Origin of the sequence: Pantoea trifolii, from assembly GCF_024506435.1 — a bacterium.
Classification (GTDB): Bacteria; Pseudomonadota; Gammaproteobacteria; order Enterobacterales; family Enterobacteriaceae; genus Pantoea; species Pantoea trifolii.
The window spans coordinates 208,310-227,216 of sequence record NZ_JANIET010000002.1 but is presented as its reverse complement, the minus strand read 5'-3'; the positions used below and the strand labels follow the sequence as shown (position 1 = coordinate 227,216).

Here is an 18,907-nt window from a genome sequence, read left to right as displayed (position 1 = left end):
CTTTCGAACATTCGCGCATTAATGCGCACTCATCAAACCTTGTTTTTATAATTGAAACTGATCTGCGAATTCTGTTCTTTCGGCAAACGTCGTGCCTCTAAATAAACCGATTTCCAGTACGGATTATTGAGCGAAGAGCGCATCACGCCCTGACTCACCGACGCGTGTAGGAATTGATGATCGGTGTCATAAAAGCCGACGTGCAGCTCGCGCTTAATGCGGAAGAACACTAAATCACCGGGTTGCAGATGCGCCTGATCCACCGGTTTGCCCATGGCGATTAACTCTTTGGTGGTGACGCGGTCCATCGGAATATTGAAGCGATCTTTCAGCGTGCGCCAGACAAATCCCGAGCAATCGACGCCGGTTAATTGCGTACCGCCCCACTGATATTTGGTCCCTTCCCACGAATGCATCTGATCGTGCAGCGCAGCAATCACCGGAATTAAATCGGGCTGCTTGCCACCGTCAGCCGAGGTATCCACGTTGTCCTCTGCAGGCGCATGCGAAGACTTAGAAGAACAGCCGGCCAGAGTAAAAAGAAACAGGCAGGCGATAACTTTGCTGGCGGCAGAATTGATCATGTGTTGGTGTTTTCGCTGAGGGAGACAGTGGTTAGAGATTTATACCGTAAAAAAGTTGCAGAAATAAATAGGCGCGCGGTGAAATCTTTTATTTGCCGGTTGTTTTTACCTAAGTTTACGCAACGGTAACATCTTGTATTTGAGTTAAAAATCTATTTCCCGCGCTGCGCTTTTTCTGTGCAGGAGAATATTTGCGCTCCTGCACAGAATGACATCAATTTCGACTTACAGCTGTACGTTTAATACTTGCCGGAGAAATTAGCGCTAATACGCTGTGCCAGATAATCCTTCGCGGAAATAGGCGGATATTTTTTCTCTGGTCCTTCAATAATCACGTCTTCGTTCGCCTGGCAGAAAAACGCCAGGCTGTAGCGTGCCGGCACCGATTCACCCGGCAGCGGATTGCTGACGCGATGGAAATTCGACGGCAACTTGTCATCACTCCAGCGCATCAACATATCGCCGATATTACAGTTAATTAAGCCTTCCAGCGGCGCGATCGGCGTCCAGATTTGCTCCTCCATCTCTTTGCCCGGACACACCTGCAAACCGCCCTGCCCATCACGCTGGAACAGCAAGGTCAGGCAATCGAAATCGGTATGCGCACCCGCACGCCACGGGCCATCTGGCTCACCGCTAATAGCAAAGTAGTGCAGCATCCGCAGAGTGCTTTGATAGGTTTCGCGCGAGGGCTCATGCGCTTTGGCAAAGAAATCATCGGGAAATCCCAGCTTCAGGGCAAAACAGGAGAGCAAACGCATGCCCACTTCCCAACACTGACGCTCAAACTTCAATACATCATGTTGGAAGCCGGGCAAAGTGGCATCATCCGGCCACAAGCCTTCCATGCGCGGACGCGTCACCTGATACGACTCTTTTTGATCGGGTTTGCCGGTCGAGGGTCGAATCTGCGCGCGGTATTCCCAGCCAGCATTGCGACTGAGTGGATGACGCCCTTTGTCACTTTGTGGCAGCGCGAAAAAGCGCTCGGCGTTGGCAAACGCCGCATTGATGTCGTCGAGGGGAATACCGTGGCCGGAAACCTGGAAGAAGCCAATTTCAGTGGCGGCTTGCCACAGCTGATCGGCTATTTCGGCTTTACGTTGGTCGAAATCGGAGAGATCGATGATGCGCACATCACGCGCTGCTTCCACGCCGCGCGCGCCCATCCGCGATTCTTTTGCCAGTTCATGCATGTCATAAGTGGTCTTTTCCATTGGTGCACCTCGTTATTGAGCGATAACGGATGACCCACCCGCTGTGTGGCAGTCATCCCCGCGCCTGCTTTACGTGCAGGCGATCGAGCAATGACCCACCGGGTGAAACCACGGTTGACAGCTTCTACTCATTTTAAGTCAAGCAAAGCCTGTGCCATCTCACGGTGCTACCTAAAATCAACAAGTTAAGCCATCTTGCGCATCATGCCTGCACAACGGCGGTGCAAAATTGGGCGCCTTGCATCATCAACGATCAGTGGATGATACAAAATCTCATCACATTTCAGATTAAAGCTAATAATTTCATTGTGTTACATACATGGCATGCGCATTGCTAAATCCTTATTGAGTATAAGCGGTCAGCGTGACAGCAGATTCACGCAGGACATTGCTCTACAGCATTAGCTGTACCTCGTCAGGGGACGATGCGAATTATGCATCGTGAGCACGCCATGCGCCGCAACGCCCCTGATGACGACAACAAACTCAACGTTTATTGGGGGTTTTATGACAATGTCGCGTTTCCGTTTCTCGTTATTCGCTGCTCTGCTGAGCACCTCTGCCCTGTCGCACGCCGCCGACAAACTGGTATTACAAACCACCTGGGTCGCACAGGCTGAACAAGGCGGCTATTACCAGGCGCTCGCCACCGGCATCTATAAAAAATACGGGCTGGATGTTGAGGTGCGCTCCGGCGGGCCGCAGCTGAATAACATGACGCTGCTGCTGGCGAATCGTGCTGATGTCATCGTCAGCTATGACCTGCAAGTGCTGCAGGGCGTTGAGCGCAACTTCCCACTGAAAGCCATCGCCGCGCCGTTTCAGTTTGATCCGCAAGGCATTGTCACCCACGGTGATGTGAAGTCGCTGGATCAGCTGAAAGGGAAAACCGTGCTGGTATCGGCCAGCGGACAAGCCAGCTGGTGGCCGTGGTTGAAAGGCAAATATCAGCTGCAGGATGGTCAGGCGCGCCCTTACACCTTCAACATGCAACCCTTCCTCGCCGACAAAAATACCGCGCAGCAAGCTTACGCCACCTCCGAAGTGCAGCAAATCAAACAGGTGCAGCCGGACAGTAAATTCTATCTGTTTGCCGATTATGGCTATCCGGCATACGGCGGCATTCTGGTGACGCGTGACGATTTACTGCAAAAAGAGCCGGACGTCATGAAGCGTTTTGTTGCGGCATCGATGGAAGGCTGGCAATCCTACCTCGCCAATCCGGCTGCCGGTAATGCACTGATCAAAAAAGAGAACCCGCAAATGACCGACGCAATTCTCGCCTTCGGCGTGTCGCAAATGAAAGCGCTGCACCTGATTGACGGCGGTGATTCAGCGAAACAAGGTCTGGGCGTGATGACGGATAAGCGCTGGCAGGCAACGCGTGACTTTATGGTCAACGCCGGTCTGCTCAAAGCGTCCACCGACTGGCAGAGCGCGTTTAGCACGCAGTTTGTCGCGGCCAAAGCGGAGTGAATTGCTCATGAGCCAACTGTTAATCAAACACTGCGCCGCGATCCTGACCGGCGACAAACAGCAACCGCGCAGCAGTGCGCGCGATATCCGCATCCGCGATGGCCTGATTGCGGAGATGGGCGAGCTCGATACCTCTGCCGCTGATGAAACCGTGATCGACGCCCGCGATTGCGTGGTCTATCCCGGCTGGGTTAATACGCATCATCATCTGTTTCAATCGCTGCTCAAAGGCGAGCCGCAAGGTCTGAACCTGAGCTTGGGTAGCTGGCTGGCCGCGACGCCGTACCGCTTTCGCGGCGCTTTCGACGAACAGACGTTTCGCATCGCCGCGCGTGTCGGCCTGGTCGAGCTGGTGCGTTCCGGCTGCACCACCATCGCCGACCATCACTATCTCTACTGGCCTGATATGCCGTTTGATGGCGCAGAAATCCTGTTCGATGAAGCTGACAAGCTGGGCGTGCGCTTCGTACTGTGTCGCGGCGGTGCGACGCAAAGTCGCGGCTTAGAGAGCGACTTGCCCACCGCGCTGCGCCCGGAGAGCTTTGACAGCATGATGGCAGATGTCGAGCGACTGGTGGCGCGCTATCACCAACCGCAGGAAAGCGCGATGCGCCGCATCGTGATGGCGCCGACCACCACGCTGCACTCCACCACGCCGCAGGAATTGCGCGAAAGCGCGCGCCTGGCACGTCAACTCGGCATTCGTCTGCACAGCCACCTGTCGGAAACCGTTGATTACCTTGACGCCGCACGCGCGAAGTTTGGTATGACGCCGCTGCAGTTTTGCGCCGAACACGACTGGATCGGCGACGACGTATGGTTTGCGCATCTGGTGAAACTGCTGCCGGAAGAGATCGCCATGCTGGGCGCGGCGGGCAGCGGTATCGCGCACTGCCCGCAAAGTAACGCGCGTCTCGGCAGCGGCATTGCTGATTTGGTGGCGATGGAGCACGCGGGCGTGAAGATCTCGATTGGCGTTGATGGCGCGGCCTCGAATGAGGCGGCGGATATGCAAAGCGAAACCCACGCCGCCTGGCAGCTTCAGCGCGCACGCAAAGGCATGCTGGCGCAGCCGCGCTATGCCGGTGGCACCTTTGAAGGCGGTGGAGATGCCGCCAGCATCGAAGATGTGGTGCGCTGGGGCACATCCGGCGGCGCGCAGGTCTTAGGCTTGAACACCGGCCGCCTTGCACCCGGCATGGCCGCCGATCTTGCCGTCTATCGCCTTGACGATCCGCGCTATTTTGGCCTGCACGATCCCGCCATTGGCCCGGTGGCCAGCGGCGGACGCGCCAGTTTAAAAGCGCTCGTCTGCGCAGGAAAAGTGCTGATGCAGGAGGATGTGATAGCCGGAGTGGATTTGGCGGAACTGGGCCGCGACGCTGCGCAAGCGGTAAAAACCTTGCAGCAGCGCGCGGCGGTGTAACAGCGTTAAGCCGCTGCGTCTTTCTTGCGCAGCGGTGATTCTGGCAGGAACAGCGACAGCACAAAGGCCAGCAGCATCACGCCCGTCGCCATTTGAAAGGCTGAGTGCACCGCATCGCCAAACACCTGCAAATAGGCTTGTTGTACATCATGCGGCAAACGATGCACCGCTTGCGGATCGAGCGCGCGCGGCAGCTCTTTGCCCTGCTCCACCAGCGTGGTTAAACCCGATTTCAGCACCTGACTGAACACCGCGCCAAACAGCGCCACGCCAATCGAACCACCCACCGAGCGGAACAGTGTAACCGACGACGTCGCGACACCGATGCGATCGGGCGTTACAGTGTTCTGCACCGCCAGCACCAGCACCTGCATCACCATGCCCATTCCCATCCCTAGCACGCAGGCAAACAGGTAGATATGCCACAGCGGCGCATCGATGGTCAGCGTGGTGAGCAGCGCCATACCGAGGGTCGCCAGTAAGGTGCCAAAAATCGGGAACAGCCGATATTTACCGGTGCGGCTAATAATGCGTCCGCTGACGATGGAGGTGATCAGCAATCCGCCCATTAGCGGCAGCAGTTGCAAACCGGCTTCAGTGGGCGTGGAGCCTTTGACCACCTGCAGATAAAGCGGTAAAAACGTCACGCTGCCAAACAGCGACATGCCGACAATAAACGCCATTAAACTGGCGAGCGAGAAGCTGCGATTGTGGAACAGCGACAGCGGAATAATTGGTTCCCAGGCGCGACGCTCCTCATAAATAAAGCCGATCACGCCAATCACACCAAATGCCAGAATGCACCACAGCAGCGGATCGGACCATTCACGTAACGTGCCGCCTTCGCTGGTGAACAGCGTAATGCCCACCAGCGCCAGGCTAAGAAACACCGCGCCCGGATAGTCGATTTCATGCGGCTTACGCTTGTTATCGGTCTTGAACACCGCATTGATGATCACCAGCGCAAACAAACCGAGCGGCAGATTGATGTAGAAAATCCAGCGCCACGATGCATGCTGCACGATAAAGCCGCCCAGCAGCGGACCAATCACAGTCGCCAGACCAAATACGCCGCCGAACAGGCCCTGATATTTACCGCGATCTTGCGGTGGAATCACATCGGCGACCGCCGCCATGCTCACCACCATCAAACCGCCGCCGCCTAAGCCTTGCAGCGCGCGGGTGAAAATCAGCTGCTCCATGTTCTGCGCCAGACCGCACAGCGCCGAGCCGATCAGGAATAGAATCACCGAGATTTGCAGCACGGTTTTACGGCCAAACAGATCGCCAAATTTGCCGTACAGCGGCACGACAAGGGTGGAAGCCAGCATATAGGCGGTGACGATCCACGACAGGCGATCGAGCCCGCCCAGTTCGCCGACGATGGTTGGCAACGCGGTAGAGACGATGGTCTGATCCAGCGCCGCCAGCAGCATCACCAGTAATAAAGCGCTCATCAGCAGGCGGACGGAAGGAGGATTCTCCTGCCCGCTGCCCGACTGCGGCGCGAGTATTTGAGGTTTCATAACAGACACCAATTGAAATTAATTAAATACCCAATTAATATTGATCGCAGTCTGACACGAATCAAGTGAGCGAGTAAAGATGACCGCACGAAAAGTCCCTGCTGACGAAATAGCCAACGCCGCCAAACCTCGCCGTCCTGGCCGACCACGCGGTGGCGCCATCAACGTGCAGCAGCGCGAACTACTGCTCGACATCACCTTAGCGCTGTATGCCGAAAACGGCATCGGCGAAACCTCGCTCAACGCGATTGCGCGCAAAGCGGGCGTCAGTCCGGCGATGCTCAATTACTATTTTCAGTCGCGCGAATTGCTGCTGGATATCGTGATTGAGGAGCGGTTTTTGCCCTTACGCCAGCGCCTGGTGGCGCACTTTATGGAGGATCCGCGTGACCCTGTCACCACCTTCAGTGCCTTCATCCGTGAAGTGGCGGATATTGTTACCACGCACAATTGGTTCGCACCGCTGTGGATGCAGGAAGTGATGCAAGGTGAAGGCGGTTTAGGGCAGCACATTAAAAAACGCTTTGGTCACGGCGAACGCGATCAGGTGAAAAAACTGATTGAAGGCTGGCAACAGCAAGGATTACTCAACCCCGATCTGGAGCCGCAACTGCTGATGACCTCGATTCTCAGCCTGGTGCTGGTGCCCTTCACCCGCTTTGCCAACGATCCCGCTTATCACCGCGAAATCATTGTGCAGCATACGTTGAGTTTATTTTGCAAAGGCATTCAGCCCACCCCGTAGGGCCGCCATTCATGGCGACCTTGAGTCATGCAGCATTTATCCCCCACAAAGGATAAACTTGACATTATCCCCCCTAAGGGATAACGTCACAAATATCCGCATTAAAGGATAATCCTGGCTTTCACATCGACTCCAAATGAGAATAAGCGATGATTTACAGTCCGCGCCAACTTGCAAATCACGTCAGACTGATTCGTCAAAAAAACCAATGGACGCAAAGTGAATTGGCGAAAAAAGTCGGCCTCAAGCAATCCACCATATCTCACTTTGAAAACAATCCCGATCTCACCACTCTCGCAACTTTGTTCAAAATTTTGCAGTCACTTGAGCTAAAAATGGACGTGCAGGAAAAAGCCCCCTCTGCGATTACAGGTCAGGAGAATGACTGGTGAAGCAGGAATTAATCGCCTGGATGAACTGCGAGCGCGTAGGCATCCTCACGCGCAACACTAACGGTGCGCATACTTTCCAATATGATCCGAGCTGGTTAAACAATCGTCTGGCCAGGCCGCTATCTATTTCACTGCCATTACAGTTGCCGGTGATCTCATCCGCCGCAGTGCTCAACTATTTTGATAATTTACTGCCTGACAGCCCATTAGTACGCGATCGCATTGTTGCGCGCTATCAGGCGAAATCACGCCAGCCTTTCGATCTGCTGCGTGAAATCGGCAAAGATAGCGTCGGTGCCGTCATGCTATTGCCACCAGATAGCACACCCGCCGATTTAGGATTGAACTTCGAACGGTTGGATGAACATAAGCTGGAACGTGTCCTGTCGGCTTATCAGGCGGATATTCCGCTGGGCATGATCAGTGAAGAACACGATTTCCGCATCTCCGTTGCGGGTGCTCAGGAGAAAACCGCGTTGCTGGCAACGGACGATGGCTGGGCCATTCCGCATGGTGCAACGCCAACATCGCACATCATTAAATTACCCATCGGTGAAATAAAACAACCCTTTGCCACTTTGGATATGCGTGAAAGTGTCGAGAATGAGTACCTTTGCTTGGCATTGGCAAGAGCGTTGGGATTTGCTGTGCCCGATGCCAGCATCATTCACGCTGGCAAAATGAAGGCTTTGGCCGTGCAACGCTTTGACCGGCGCTGGAATCACCAGCAAACACAATTGCTACGTTTGCCTCAGGAAGACATGTGTCAGGCATTCGGCTTACCATCAGCACTCAAATATGAATCTGACGGTGGATCTGGCATCGCCGACATTATGCAGTTCCTGATGGGCTCCAGTAATGCGTTAGAAGATCGCTATGCGTTTATGAAATTTCAGGTATTCCAGTGGTTGATTGGCGCAACCGACGGCCATGCCAAAAATTTCTCGGTCTTTATCGAACGCGGCGGAAGTTATCGGCTCACGCCTTTCTACGACATCATTTCTGTCTTCACCTCCATGGGCGGAAATGGCCTGAATATTCGCGACCTGAAACTGGCCATGAGCTTGAAAGCCAGTAAAGGCAGAAAAAATCAAATTGATAAAATTTTCCCTCGTCATTTTTTAGCCACGGCAAAGCAGGTTAATTTTGATCAGAATAGTATGATCGCGATCATCGATTTCTTTATTGCTGAAATGGGAGCCGCGATTGAGCGTGTAAGCAAAACATTGCCGCCGGGTTTTCCTGAACGTATCGCTGAACACCTGTTTGAAAACAGCTTGCGCATGTTGGCACGCCTGCAAAAATAATTTTCCACCTCACCGAAACTTTCCTCCCTGCTTCAGCGAACTGAATTACTGAGACATCCAAATCGGAACTCCCATTCATCGCAGGAGCAGAAAATGAAACGCATCAAATCCCTCGTTTGTACCCTGACCATGACCGCCGCATTGGGTCTGTCCGCCTTTAACGCCGGTGCCGCACTGCCGGTAGGCGCGAAAGCACCGAACTTCGAACTGCAGGGCGCGTTAGCTGGTAAGCCGTTGACCTTTTCACTGCAAAACGCCTTAAAGAAAGGCCCGGTGGTGCTCTATTTCTTCCCGGCGGCGTTCAGCGCAGGCTGCACCATTGAAGCGCACGATTTCGCTGAAGCCACCGATAGCTTCGCCAAAATGGGCGCAACGGTGGTGGGGGTAACTGCCGGTAATACCGATCAGGTCAGTGATTTCTCCAAACTGGAGTGCCGCGATAAATTCACCGTCGCCGCCGATCCAGGCGCGAAAGTGGCGGCACAGTATCAAACCACCATGCAGATGAAAGGCAAAACGCTGTCCGATCGTACCTCTTACGTGATCGCGCCCGATGGCAACATTCTGCTGAGTTACACTGACAGAAACCCGGACACGCACATTGAAAAAGCGATGGCCGCCGTTAAGCAATACGACGCTTCTCACCCGCAAACTCACTAAATAAAGAGGCCAGCGATGTTAACCGCCATGCTGGCCGCCTTCATCGGCGGCATCATTCTGAACTTAATGCCCTGCGTGTTTCCGGTGATCTCGCTGAAAGCGCTCGGCCTGTTGCGCCATACCGATAACGCCGCCAGTGCGCGTCGTGAAGGGATAGGCTTTTTACTTGGCGTTGTGGTGACCATGATGGCGCTGGCGGGCATCCTGCTGGCGGCTCGCGCCGGTGGCGCGGCGGTTGGCTGGGGTTTCCAGCTGCAATCACCGCTGGTGATCGCCTTGCTGTCGTTAGTGATCCTCGCCGCCGCGCTCAATCTGCTCGGTGTGTTTGAAGTGGGCTTATCGGTACAACGCGTCGGATCGGTTGACGTTGGTCGCGGTGCGTTTACGCGTTCCGCCTTAACCGGTGCGCTGGCGATTATCGTCGCCACGCCGTGCGCCGCACCCTTTATGGCGAGCGCCATCGGTTATGCATTGGTGCAGCCGCCCGCCGTCGCCTTAGTGATCTTCTTTGCGCTGGCCATCGGCTTCGCCGCGCCGTTCACGCTGGTATCACTGTTCCCGGCGCTGGCTAAATTCCTGCCACGTCCCGGCGCATGGATGGACGTGTTAAAACGCGGCCTAGCGTTCCCGATGTTTGGTGCTTACGCCTGGCTGGTTTGGGTGCTGGCGCAGCAAGCGGGAAGCGCGGCGCTGGCAACCTTACTGGCCGCCTCGGTGATAGTGGCCTTCGCCGGCTGGCTGTACGGCATGGCGCAACATCGCCACTTTGCCGGCAAAAGTCACAAGGTGCTGTATGCCGTTACGGCGGTGCTGATCATCGCCGTCATCGCCCCGCTTCCTGGACTTATGAAACCCGGCGCAGGTCTGGCAGGCGATCAGCTGACGGCGGAAGTGACCAAAGCCAAATGGACGCCGCAAGCGGTTGAAGCGCAGCGCGGCCACGGTAAAGCGATCTTTGTCGACTTCACCGCGTCCTGGTGCATCACCTGTCAGGTGAATGAGAAAACCTCGCTTTCAACCCAGGCGGTGAAAGAGGCCATCGCCAAAACCGGCACGCTGTACATGGTGGCAGATTCCACTAAATTTAATCCGGACGTGGATGACACCATGAGCGAGTTCGGTCAGGGCGGATTACCGATGTATCTGGTTTACCCTGCCGACGGCGGACCGCCGAAAGTGCTGCCGCAGGTGCTGACACCGAATATTGTGGTGAACGCGCTGAACCAGGCGAGCAAGAAGGCGTAAGAACAACAAGGCGGATTATGCAAACAAGCGATAGCGCGCGCGAAAGTTGGCCCGCGCTAATGGAACAGGCGCAGGCGGGCGATCAGCTCGCCTACACCCGACTGCTGAAAGCGCTGGTGCCAGTGATTCGTGCGCAAACACGCAAACAAATTACCGATAACGCACTGGTAGAAGATGTGATTCAGGATGTGCTACTCACGGTGCATCGGGTGCGTCACACCTATGATCCTGCCTACCCTTTTTTACCCTGGCTGATGGCGATTATTTCGGCGCGCGCGATTGATGCGCTGCGGCGACGTGGCCGTCATCAGCAGTGGGAAATTAATGACGACGCGATGCCGGAAGTGGCTAGCCCGCCCGACGCTCCGCAGCAGGAGACGCAGGAAGAGCTGGCTGGCTACCTGCGCCAGCTGCCCTCGCGTCAGCGCGACATTGTCGAACATGTGCATCTGCGCGAAATGAGCCTGACGGAAGCCGCCGCGCATAACAATCTGAGTGTTGCAGCGGTGAAATCGCTGTTGCACCGCGCGCTGACGAATCTGCGCCGTTTTGGAGCCAATCATGACCGATCATGACCTGTTAATTGAAAAACTCGGGCGCGAGATGCAGCCCGTTAAACCGCTGCGATCCACTGGCAGGCGTGTCTTCACCTGGCTGCTGCTGGCGTTACCTTGTGGCATCGCCGCCAGCTTTTTGGTGCAGCGCAGTTTCACCGACTGGGCGCAGCCCGGCGCGTTGCAGGCAATCTTACAACTGGTGCTGGCGTTTATCCTCGGCACGCTGGCGATTCGTAGCGCCTTCAACATGAGCATCGCCGGACGCCGCAGTATCAGCTGGAAAGCGCTGCTGCCGATTGGCTTGTTGTGGCTCGGTATGAGCATCAGCCAGATTCCCGGTGAGGTGCCGATCGAACATGACAACGACAGCGCGCGCTGCTTTACCTTTCTGTTGGTGGTGAGCACACCGATGATGGCGCTGATGATCGCCAGCCTGCGCCGCACTCGCGCACTGCATCCAGTGCGCAGTTTGGCGATGGCGGGCTTGGGCGTTTCCTGCATGGCAGTGACGTTGCTGGCGTTTTGCCATCCGGTGCATCTGCATCCGCTGGATTTTGTCATGCATCTGGCAGCAATAGTAACGATAGTGGCGTTAACCGTGCTGGTGGGGAAACGTTGGGTGACTTTCGATTCATAAGCTTATAAAAACGTAATGACTTGCTTCAGGTTGTAAATGTTTCGCTTCTAAACTATACAATAATAGCAACTCATCTTTTTCTCTAACCCAAGGAACAGTATGAAAAAGTTAATTTTAGGCTTAGTTGTAAGCGCTTTATCATTCAGCTCATTTGCCGCGCAACTGATGACCAAGGTCGAGTTTGAAAAAGTAAAAGATCAGTATGTCGAGGTCGGCAATATTTCCACATCAGGCGAAACGGATGCCGCCAGTGCAAAAGAAGAGCTGTCCAAACTGGCAGATGAAAAAGGCGGCGACATCTATATCGTGACGTCCGCGAATACCAATAACAAAATTTATGGTACTGCAATCGTCTACAAGAAAAAGTAATTTCAAAACTGCCTCAGCATGAATATGACTTATACTGAGGCAGTCCTTTTCAAATGAAATAATCTTACCTACGCCCTCCGCCAAATCACGTAGGGTCGCCATTCATGGCGACCAATGCAAGCTTGACTAACAAGCATTAAATAATATCTTTTTTATTAATGGTCAAGATAGAGATAATGAACCCAACTGGTCATGCGTAACAAAACCTTACGCATTACTGAAACATGCGAAAAGTGATCGGAATAAACAGCAACCTGCGCAAAAATACCATCCGGCAATGCATCGACTGCCACATCAGGATCCAATTCAACCACTGCCAGCACGCCATCCGAACCGGCATCAATCGTCAAAGATTGCAAGGTTCCCTGAGCCTGATATGTACCGCCCGACACCACCGGAATAATTCTCAGCAGTTTTGCGCTGAATACTTGCCCCGGTAGCGCATTAAATACCACTTCCGCTTCATCACCGGGCGCTAAACGCAACAATGAATTTTGTCGGAATTGCGCAATAACCTGACGCTTCTGTTCGGGTATAAAAATCATCACTGGCCGCAGTGGCAATGATGAGGCGAAAGAACCGGGACGAATTAATACCTGCGTTACGTATCCATCACTCGGCGCACGAATAATTGTTTGATCAAGGTTATATTGCGCCTCAGCTAACTGGGCTCTCAGGCTAACAATCTGCGATTGCTCGCCGCCGACCATGCTATCCAACTGGCTTTTTATCTGCCGTTGTTCAGCAACCGAGCCTTTTACCAAAGCATCCTGCGCGAGATAGTTTTGCCTTGCGTCATCAATATCCTGTTCAGAAAACGGATTTACGCGGGCTTTACTGCCGGAAAGATAACGTTGGTAATTTTTATATAACCGGTCTCTTTCCGCACTCACATTTGAGGTATTCGCCAGGGATTCCTCTAATTGTCCACGTAATACCTGAATATTATGGATGGCAGTGACGAGGTCAGCATTCAACCTGTCGACGCGCGCTTTAAACAAGGTTTGATCAAGGCGGAAAAGCATATCCCCCTTTTTAATCCGCATATTTTGTTTGTCAGTGACTTCGGTGACAATACCGGTCACTTGCGGTGTCACAGGGATGGCGATAACGGCTTTTTGTGCCAGCGAAGTATAGGGATGATTATAATTCATTAACAATATCAAGCCGCTGACCAGCACGATACCGCCCAATGCTGCTGTTGGGACTGTCCATTTATTTACCGGTATTCTGAATATTTTGAAAACGGCCCAAGCCAGGGCGACATAGGTCAATATAATCAGTAAGTCCATATGTCACTCCTTTGGAGAATTCTGGTTTACCGTCACTTTTTGTTCCAGCGCCGTTATGCGTTGTTCCAGTGACGCGTTCCTACCTTCCATTCCCCAACCCCGATCTGGCCGGTAAAGCGTGGCCCAAATCCATAAGAACGGCCATAAGACGTGAAGTGTAAACAGGCTTACCCAGCCGGCGACGTGTATTGCATCTGCGTGCGGATGATTACGGGATTTTGCAATGAGATAAGGGATATCGTGCAGCACAATTATCCCGTAAAAGATGACAAGAAAAACAAACACTAAAACCCCAAGCGCAAAGTAGTTAAGAAACATACCAGCCTCGAATTTAAGAAATGCGTAGGATCAATATAGACTGCATTATTTTTCCTGAACATTTAATTGGAAAAATAATTTATTCAGCGACCATAATAAATAGCAGGCTATGAATTTAATATGTACAAGGTGATTTATATTGTACAACTTAAACTGCAAAAGTGAGGATCGTAACGATAGGAATAAAATTAGTTGAATGAGCATGTTAATGAATAAAAAATCATTAATTACTTACAGGAATATAAAACTAATCATAGGCAGGATGTGACTTAGGTGATTATATTTTTCACCTCAACGCGTTTAATGCAGGTTTTGCGCTCAATGCCTGATTTTATGTATATAGGTGCGCATGATTGCGCACCCTACGAAAAACGCGCCAAACCTTTGTAGGGTCGCCATTCATGGCGACCATTTTACGCTTTACTGGCGTGCATCAGCCCCGGCAAGCCGCCCTTTTCAATCAGCAGAACGTTACTGCGGAATCACCTTCTCCGCTTTCAAGCGATCAAACAGCTGGGTAAATGAATCCAGCGTTGAACGATAACCGGTGAAGCCCGCTTTGCGGCTCTTGCTCATGTCGGTGAACGCTTCCATCGGACGGCCCAAATCTGCGTCGGTGTGCCACCATGATGCCAGTTTAGTGATATCAGCCTCACGCAACTGATAACGCGCCGCCACTTCGCGCCATGCTTCAGCGGCATCCTGCATGCGCCCTTCCAGCGGCATCATCTGCGCCGGATACGCTGCCGCTTCCACGCCAAAATAGGCCGCCAGTCGAGGCCACAGCCAGTTCCAGCGGAACACATCGCCGTTTACCGCGTTGAAATCCTGATTGGCCGCTTCTGCCGCAGTCGCGGCCCACAGCAACTGTTCCGCCAGTAAACCGGCATCGGTGACATCGGACACACCATTCCACTGCTCGGGCGAACCTGGGAAAATAAACGGCAAGCCTTGCTCGCGGCACAGCGTGGCATACACCGCCAGCGTCTGGCCCATATTCATCGCGTTACCCAGTGCAAATCCAACGATCGAATGCGGACGATGCACGCTCCAGCGATAGCCATATTTCTCGGCACCGGCAAACACTTCGTCTTCCTGCGCGTAATAGAAGTTATCGACCGGCTGACGTCCCTGCTCTTCGCGGAATGGCGTAACCGGCACTGCGCCTTTGCCATAGGCTTCGAATGGGCCGAGATAATGTTTCAGGCCGGTCACCAGCGCCACATGCGAGCCATTCAGACGCTCGCCCAGCGCTTCAACCACATTACGCACCATCGCACCATTCACGCGGATATTCTCTTTCTCATTTTCCTGGCGCGACCAGACACTAAAGAACAATGCATCCGGCTGCTCTTCAGCCAGCGCAGCACGCACTGCGTCGGCATCTGTCAGATCGGCGGTCAGGCTGCGGCAACCTTCCGGCACCGCGCCACGCCCGCGTGATAAACCGCTCACCTGCCAACCTTCGCGCTGTAATTTTTCTGCCAGCGCACGTCCAATTACGCCGCTGATGCCAACAATCAATGCCTGCTTTTGCATTTCAATTCTCCTCAGTTTCAGTAATGATGAGTTTAATAGAGAATTTAATTCCCATCCCTGGCATTAATTCACGGCATTCACAACCTGAGTTCACGAATATATGCACGATCAGCGCCTGAAAGATATCGTTCCCTTTGTTGCCAGCGTCGAGAGCGGCAGCTTTGCCGCCGCTGCTGAGCGCTTGCATCTCACCGGTTCGGCAGTGAGCAAAAGCGTCACGCGGCTGGAAACCCGTCTCGGTTCACGGCTGCTGGAGCGCACCACCCGCAGCCTGAAACTCACCGATGCCGGTAACGCCTATTACCAAACCTGTTTACGCATTATGGAGGAGCTGGCAGAAGCCGAAGCGGTGCTGGCGGCGCAGCGCACCATTCCTTCCGGGCGATTACGCTTGGCGGTGCCAAACACCTATGGTCGCCTTGGCGTGATGCCGCTGCTGATTCCGTTTTGCCGTCAGCATCCGGATGTGGAGCTCAATCTGACGTTCTCGGATCGCTTTATTGATCTGTTTGATGAAGGGATTGATGTTGCGGTGCGCATTGGTGGCTCGCCGGATCTGCCCGCCTCGCTGGGCTGTCGTCAGATGGGCCGCGAACGCATGGTGTTTTGCGCGGCACCGGATTATCTGGCGCGCGTGGGGCGACCCAACAGCGAAGCCGAATTGTTGCAGCATCAGGCGATCATGTATGAACGCGTCGATGGCAGCACCAAGCCGTGGCTGTTCACTACGGAAGATGGCTATCCGCACTGGCGCAACCTGCCACACCGCATGGCGTTGGGTGATGTGGATGCGCAGATGCAGGCGCTGTGTGCCGGATTGGGCGTGGCGCAGATGCCATCGTGGCTGGTACGTGAACCGCTGGCGCGCGGCGAGCTGGAGATTATTCTGCCCGAGCAACAGCCGGACGGTTTAGCCTTAACGCTGATTTGGCCGCGCCGCAAACAGCTGCTTCCCAAAGTGGATGCGCTGCTGGCAGCGTTGGAAGGATTACAGATCCGGTAAAATCCAAACGCGCCGTAGGGTCGCCATTTATGGCGACCTGGCCAAACACCGCACCTAACGATGATTCAACCTGCGCGACAACCTGTCGCCAAAAAACTGCAGCATCGTCACCAACGCCACCAGCACCACAATCACCGTCAGCATCACCTGCATATCAAAACGCTGATAACCGTAGCGATAGGCCAAATCCCCCAACCCACCCGCGCCAATCGCGCCCGCCATTGCCGAAGCATTAATCATCGTCACCAGCGTAATGGTAAACCCGCTAACAATGCCGGGCCGCGCTTCGGGCAGCAATACATGCCAGATAATATGCCAGCGATGAAACCCCATCGCCTGCGCCGCTTCGGTCAGCCCTTTATCCACTTCGCGCAGGCTTACCTCGGCGATGCGCGCAAAGAACGGCGTTGCCGCCAATGTCAGCGGTACCACTGCCGCCCACACGCCATAGGTGGTGCCGACGATCCAGCGGGTGAACGGAATCAGCGCCACCATCAGAATCAAAAACGGGATCGAGCGGAACAGGTTCACCACCCAACCCAGCACGCGATTCAGCAGCGGGCTCGGGAACAGATCGCCGCGTCCGGTTACCACCAGAATCACCGCCATCGGCAAACCCAGCGCCAGCGCCAACAGCGACGACACGCCGACCATCAGCAGCGTATCCAGCAGCCCAATCCATAAACGATCAATAGCCAGTGACATAGCCCGGAATCTCCAGTTGGTCCGCAATCAGGGTTAACCGCGTCCGCGCGGCGTCCGCGTCATGCTGTGCATCGAGCAGCAACAACATTTGCCCGGTCGGTTTGCTATCCACCCACTCCACCGCGCTATAAATAAGCGTCAGCTCCCCGCCCACCCGCGCACTCAGGGCCGCCAAATCCGGCTGCGCGCCTTGTCCGGTGTAGCGCAAGCGCACCAGCAAGCGTGAATCGCCATGCTGACGCATCGGCGTCAGCAGCGGTTGAATGGCGTCCGGCAACGCGCTGAACTGCGGATTGAGCAGCTGGCGCGTGGTCTCTTGCTGTGGATCGCTATACACCTGCCACACCGGTCCGCGCTCAATGATTTCGCCCTGATCAATCACCGCCACCTGATGACAGAGGTCGTGCACCACATCCATTTCATGGGTGATCAGCACGATAGTGATGTGCCGCTGTTGATTAATCTTTTTCAGCAGCGCCAGAATCGAACGCGTGGTTTCCGGATCGAGCGCCGAGGTGGCTTCATCACACAGCAGCAGCTCAGGATCGTGCACCAGCGCGCGCGCAATGCCGACGCGCTGCTTCTGCCCGCCGGATAGCTGCGCAGGCCACGCGTGCTGGCGCTGCTCAAGGCCCACCAACGCCAGCAGTTCATCCACTTTGCGCCGCCGCTCCGCCGCAGGCACGCCAGCCACTTTCATCGGCAGCTCGATGTTTTCCCGCACCGTTTTTGCCGACAGCAAATTGAAGTGCTGAAAAATCATGCCGGTACCGCGTCGCCAATCCACCAACTGACGATCGCTCAGCGTGCTGAGATCGATACCGTCAATCACCACCTGACCGCGAGTGGGATTTTCCAGCCGATTGAGGCAGCGAATCAGCGTCGATTTACCGGCACCGCTGCGCCCAATGATGCCAAAAATCTCGCCGCGCTTAACCTGCAAATCGACCTCCTTCAGCGCGTCCTGAGTTTGGCCGGGATAGCGCTTACTCAGGCCACGAATCTGCACGTGGATTTTCCCTGCCGTCTCAGCCGTCGGTGACAGCAACGCATCGCGCTCGCCAGGTAGCGTCAGGCTCACCATATTTACTGGCTCCAGCCCGGCTGATACAGCTTGCCGTAGAAGTCATCAAGTTTGGCGCGCACCACCGGCGAATGCTGGTAGATATCAACGAACTTCGCCAGGCGCGGATCGTTCTGATGACCGTCGCGGATCACGAACTGAATCACGTATTCCGGATGCTCCAGTCCATCGAACAGCAGCGCGTTATTGGGATCGATGGTTTTCGACAGACGCAGATAGTGCGGATAACCCTGCGCTAAATCGACTTCATCCAGCGAACGCGACAGCTGCACCGCTTCCACTTCAATAATCTTCAGATGCTTCGGATTGCTGACAATGTCATCCACGGTAGACTTGAGGCCCGCACCCGGTTTTAAGGTAATCAGCTTGGCTTTTTGCAGCAGCAGCAGGCCGCGCGCACCGTTGATCGGATCGTTGGCAATCGCCACCGTGCCGCCATCGGGAATTTGGTCAATCGCGGTATGTTTCTTCGAATAGAGCCCGATGTTATTGATGATCGCTGGCGCGAACGGCACCAGATGGAATCCGCCCTGCTGATTGGCGTTCTCCAGGAACGGTTTGTGCTGGAATAGGTTCACGTCGATATCGCCGTTTTCAACGCTGACGTTCGGCGCGGTCCAGTCGGTGAACTCCACCAGCTCGACGTTCAAGCCTTGTTTCTTCGCCTCGGCAACTGCGGTTTCCAGCGGCGGTGCAAAGGCGGCGGTGGTACCGACTTTCAGCGGGCCGCTGTAGTTTTCGGCGGCGACGGCGCTAAACGCCAGCAGTGCGACGCTGGCAGCCAGTGCAAAATGACGTGCAATGTTCATATCAGATCCCTGAGGT

20 protein-coding genes are annotated in these 18,907 nt (G+C 54.5%); 11 read left to right on the top strand and 9 right to left on the bottom strand.

The window, feature by feature from the left end; translation table 11 throughout:
• Window positions 1-32: 32 nt before the first annotated feature.
• Together NQH49_RS20410 and NQH49_RS20405 are read right to left on the bottom strand one after the other, a co-directional pair.
• A complete protein-coding gene (locus NQH49_RS20410) occupies window positions 33-584 on the bottom strand; it encodes a C40 family peptidase (RefSeq protein ID WP_256698584.1) in 552 nt (183 codons plus the stop codon).
• Window positions 585-823: 239 nt separating this feature from the next.
• Entirely contained in the window at window positions 824-1,801 is a 978-nt protein-coding gene (locus NQH49_RS20405; protein ID WP_256698583.1) for an isopenicillin N synthase family dioxygenase, read from the bottom strand.
• A 507-nt stretch (window positions 1,802-2,308) separates the two neighbouring features.
• Here NQH49_RS20405 and NQH49_RS20400 point away from each other — a divergent pair.
• Together NQH49_RS20400 and NQH49_RS20395 are read left to right on the top strand one after the other, a co-directional pair.
• Window positions 2,309-3,277 (top strand): ABC transporter substrate-binding protein, encoded by a 969-nt coding sequence (locus tag NQH49_RS20400; protein WP_256698582.1) that lies wholly within the window; start codon window positions 2,309-2,311, stop codon window positions 3,275-3,277.
• A 7-nt stretch (window positions 3,278-3,284) separates the two neighbouring features.
• Window positions 3,285-4,703 (top strand): amidohydrolase family protein, encoded by a 1,419-nt coding sequence (locus tag NQH49_RS20395; protein WP_256698581.1) that lies wholly within the window; start codon window positions 3,285-3,287, stop codon window positions 4,701-4,703.
• 5 nt (window positions 4,704-4,708) lie between these two features.
• On the opposite strand, the gene NQH49_RS20390 is transcribed toward NQH49_RS20395, so the two are convergent.
• Entirely contained in the window at window positions 4,709-6,229 is a 1,521-nt protein-coding gene (locus NQH49_RS20390; protein ID WP_256698580.1) for an MDR family MFS transporter, read from the bottom strand.
• 79 nt (window positions 6,230-6,308) lie between these two features.
• On the opposite strand from NQH49_RS20390, the gene NQH49_RS20385 reads away from it, so the two are divergent.
• The 8 genes from NQH49_RS20385 (at window position 6,309) to yahO (ending at window position 12,141) form a co-directional block, all read left to right on the top strand.
• Window positions 6,309-6,974 carry a TetR/AcrR family transcriptional regulator gene (locus NQH49_RS20385; RefSeq protein WP_256698579.1) on the top strand — a complete coding sequence of 222 codons (666 nt, stop codon included), beginning with the start codon at window positions 6,309-6,311 and terminating at the stop codon, window positions 6,972-6,974.
• Between the two features lie 149 nt (window positions 6,975-7,123).
• Complete coding sequence (gene hipB / locus NQH49_RS20380; protein WP_256698578.1) at window positions 7,124-7,366, top strand: type II toxin-antitoxin system antitoxin HipB; 243 nt, start codon at window positions 7,124-7,126, stop codon at window positions 7,364-7,366.
• Between the two features lie 20 nt (window positions 7,367-7,386).
• Window positions 7,387-8,673 (top strand): type II toxin-antitoxin system HipA family toxin, encoded by a 1,287-nt coding sequence (locus tag NQH49_RS20375; protein WP_256699126.1) that lies wholly within the window; start codon window positions 7,387-7,389, stop codon window positions 8,671-8,673.
• Between the two features lie 93 nt (window positions 8,674-8,766).
• Window positions 8,767-9,333 (top strand): peroxiredoxin, encoded by a 567-nt coding sequence (locus tag NQH49_RS20370; RefSeq protein WP_256698577.1) that lies wholly within the window; start codon window positions 8,767-8,769, stop codon window positions 9,331-9,333.
• Between the two features lie 15 nt (window positions 9,334-9,348).
• The gene (locus NQH49_RS20365; RefSeq protein WP_256698576.1) at window positions 9,349-10,578 is read left to right on the top strand and encodes a protein-disulfide reductase DsbD family protein; all 1,230 of its coding nucleotides are present in this window, start codon (window positions 9,349-9,351) and stop codon (window positions 10,576-10,578) included.
• A gap of 17 nt (window positions 10,579-10,595) precedes the next feature.
• A complete protein-coding gene (locus tag NQH49_RS20360) occupies window positions 10,596-11,153 on the top strand; it encodes a sigma-70 family RNA polymerase sigma factor (RefSeq protein WP_256698575.1) in 558 nt (185 codons plus the stop codon).
• Complete coding sequence (locus NQH49_RS20355; protein WP_256698574.1) at window positions 11,140-11,772, top strand: NrsF family protein; 633 nt, start codon at window positions 11,140-11,142, stop codon at window positions 11,770-11,772. The genes NQH49_RS20360 and NQH49_RS20355 overlap by 14 nt, the downstream gene beginning before the upstream one ends.
• A gap of 99 nt (window positions 11,773-11,871) precedes the next feature.
• A complete protein-coding gene (gene yahO / locus NQH49_RS20350; protein ID WP_256698573.1) occupies window positions 11,872-12,141 on the top strand; it encodes a DUF1471 family periplasmic protein YahO in 270 nt (89 codons plus the stop codon).
• A 155-nt stretch (window positions 12,142-12,296) separates the two neighbouring features.
• Here the strand turns inward: yahO and NQH49_RS20345 are convergent, their stop codons facing one another.
• The 3 genes from NQH49_RS20345 to NQH49_RS20335 form a co-directional block, all read right to left on the bottom strand.
• Complete coding sequence (locus NQH49_RS20345) at window positions 12,297-13,433, bottom strand: HlyD family secretion protein (protein WP_256698572.1); 1,137 nt, start codon at window positions 13,431-13,433, stop codon at window positions 12,297-12,299.
• A 3-nt stretch (window positions 13,434-13,436) separates the two neighbouring features.
• On the bottom strand, window positions 13,437-13,751 hold the full coding sequence (locus tag NQH49_RS20340; protein ID WP_222183561.1) for a DUF3302 domain-containing protein: 315 nt from the start codon (window positions 13,749-13,751) through the stop codon (window positions 13,437-13,439).
• 471 nt (window positions 13,752-14,222) lie between these two features.
• Window positions 14,223-15,290 carry an SDR family oxidoreductase gene (locus NQH49_RS20335; protein ID WP_256698571.1) on the bottom strand — a complete coding sequence of 356 codons (1,068 nt, stop codon included), beginning with the start codon at window positions 15,288-15,290 and terminating at the stop codon, window positions 14,223-14,225.
• 100 nt (window positions 15,291-15,390) lie between these two features.
• On the opposite strand from NQH49_RS20335, the gene NQH49_RS20330 reads away from it, so the two are divergent.
• The gene (locus NQH49_RS20330; RefSeq protein WP_256698570.1) at window positions 15,391-16,293 is read left to right on the top strand and encodes a LysR family transcriptional regulator; all 903 of its coding nucleotides are present in this window, start codon (window positions 15,391-15,393) and stop codon (window positions 16,291-16,293) included.
• Between the two features lie 54 nt (window positions 16,294-16,347).
• Here the strand turns inward: NQH49_RS20330 and NQH49_RS20325 are convergent, their stop codons facing one another.
• The 3 genes from NQH49_RS20325 to NQH49_RS20315 are packed head-to-tail and all read right to left on the bottom strand — an operon-like array spanning window position 16,348 to window position 18,891.
• The gene (locus tag NQH49_RS20325) at window positions 16,348-16,998 is read right to left on the bottom strand and encodes a methionine ABC transporter permease (RefSeq protein WP_256698569.1); all 651 of its coding nucleotides are present in this window, start codon (window positions 16,996-16,998) and stop codon (window positions 16,348-16,350) included.
• Window positions 16,982-18,082 carry a methionine ABC transporter ATP-binding protein gene (locus tag NQH49_RS20320; RefSeq protein WP_256698568.1) on the bottom strand — a complete coding sequence of 367 codons (1,101 nt, stop codon included), beginning with the start codon at window positions 18,080-18,082 and terminating at the stop codon, window positions 16,982-16,984. The genes NQH49_RS20325 and NQH49_RS20320 overlap by 17 nt, the downstream gene beginning before the upstream one ends.
• A gap of 2 nt (window positions 18,083-18,084) precedes the next feature.
• The gene (locus NQH49_RS20315; protein ID WP_179452337.1) at window positions 18,085-18,891 is read right to left on the bottom strand and encodes a MetQ/NlpA family ABC transporter substrate-binding protein; all 807 of its coding nucleotides are present in this window, start codon (window positions 18,889-18,891) and stop codon (window positions 18,085-18,087) included.
• Window positions 18,892-18,907 lie beyond the last annotated feature (16 nt).

What these genes read in the sequence shown, in the direction of transcription:
- NQH49_RS20410 (WP_256698584.1), bottom strand. Translation starts at nt 584, where the DNA reads ATGATCAATTCTGCCGCCAGCAAAGTTATCGCCTGCCTGTTTCTTTTT.
- NQH49_RS20405 (WP_256698583.1), bottom strand. Translation starts at nt 1,801, where the DNA reads ATGGAAAAGACCACTTATGACATGCATGAACTGGCAAAAGAATCGCGG.
- NQH49_RS20400 (WP_256698582.1), top strand. Translation starts at nt 2,309, where the DNA reads ATGACAATGTCGCGTTTCCGTTTCTCGTTATTCGCTGCTCTGCTGAGC.
- NQH49_RS20395 (WP_256698581.1), top strand. Translation starts at nt 3,285, where the DNA reads ATGAGCCAACTGTTAATCAAACACTGCGCCGCGATCCTGACCGGCGAC.
- NQH49_RS20390 (WP_256698580.1), bottom strand. Translation starts at nt 6,229, where the DNA reads ATGAAACCTCAAATACTCGCGCCGCAGTCGGGCAGCGGGCAGGAGAAT.
- NQH49_RS20385 (WP_256698579.1), top strand. Translation starts at nt 6,309, where the DNA reads ATGACCGCACGAAAAGTCCCTGCTGACGAAATAGCCAACGCCGCCAAA.
- hipB (WP_256698578.1), top strand. Translation starts at nt 7,124, where the DNA reads ATGATTTACAGTCCGCGCCAACTTGCAAATCACGTCAGACTGATTCGT.
- NQH49_RS20375 (WP_256699126.1), top strand. Translation starts at nt 7,387, where the DNA reads ATGAACTGCGAGCGCGTAGGCATCCTCACGCGCAACACTAACGGTGCG.
- NQH49_RS20370 (WP_256698577.1), top strand. Translation starts at nt 8,767, where the DNA reads ATGAAACGCATCAAATCCCTCGTTTGTACCCTGACCATGACCGCCGCA.
- NQH49_RS20365 (WP_256698576.1), top strand. Translation starts at nt 9,349, where the DNA reads ATGTTAACCGCCATGCTGGCCGCCTTCATCGGCGGCATCATTCTGAAC.
- NQH49_RS20360 (WP_256698575.1), top strand. Translation starts at nt 10,596, where the DNA reads ATGCAAACAAGCGATAGCGCGCGCGAAAGTTGGCCCGCGCTAATGGAA.
- NQH49_RS20355 (WP_256698574.1), top strand. Translation starts at nt 11,140, where the DNA reads ATGACCGATCATGACCTGTTAATTGAAAAACTCGGGCGCGAGATGCAG.
- yahO (WP_256698573.1), top strand. Translation starts at nt 11,872, where the DNA reads ATGAAAAAGTTAATTTTAGGCTTAGTTGTAAGCGCTTTATCATTCAGC.
- NQH49_RS20345 (WP_256698572.1), bottom strand. Translation starts at nt 13,433, where the DNA reads ATGGACTTACTGATTATATTGACCTATGTCGCCCTGGCTTGGGCCGTT.
- NQH49_RS20340 (WP_222183561.1), bottom strand. Translation starts at nt 13,751, where the DNA reads ATGTTTCTTAACTACTTTGCGCTTGGGGTTTTAGTGTTTGTTTTTCTT.
- NQH49_RS20335 (WP_256698571.1), bottom strand. Translation starts at nt 15,290, where the DNA reads ATGCAAAAGCAGGCATTGATTGTTGGCATCAGCGGCGTAATTGGACGT.
- NQH49_RS20330 (WP_256698570.1), top strand. Translation starts at nt 15,391, where the DNA reads ATGCACGATCAGCGCCTGAAAGATATCGTTCCCTTTGTTGCCAGCGTC.
- NQH49_RS20325 (WP_256698569.1), bottom strand. Translation starts at nt 16,998, where the DNA reads ATGTCACTGGCTATTGATCGTTTATGGATTGGGCTGCTGGATACGCTG.
- NQH49_RS20320 (WP_256698568.1), bottom strand. Translation starts at nt 18,082, where the DNA reads ATGGTGAGCCTGACGCTACCTGGCGAGCGCGATGCGTTGCTGTCACCG.
- NQH49_RS20315 (WP_179452337.1), bottom strand. Translation starts at nt 18,891, where the DNA reads ATGAACATTGCACGTCATTTTGCACTGGCTGCCAGCGTCGCACTGCTG.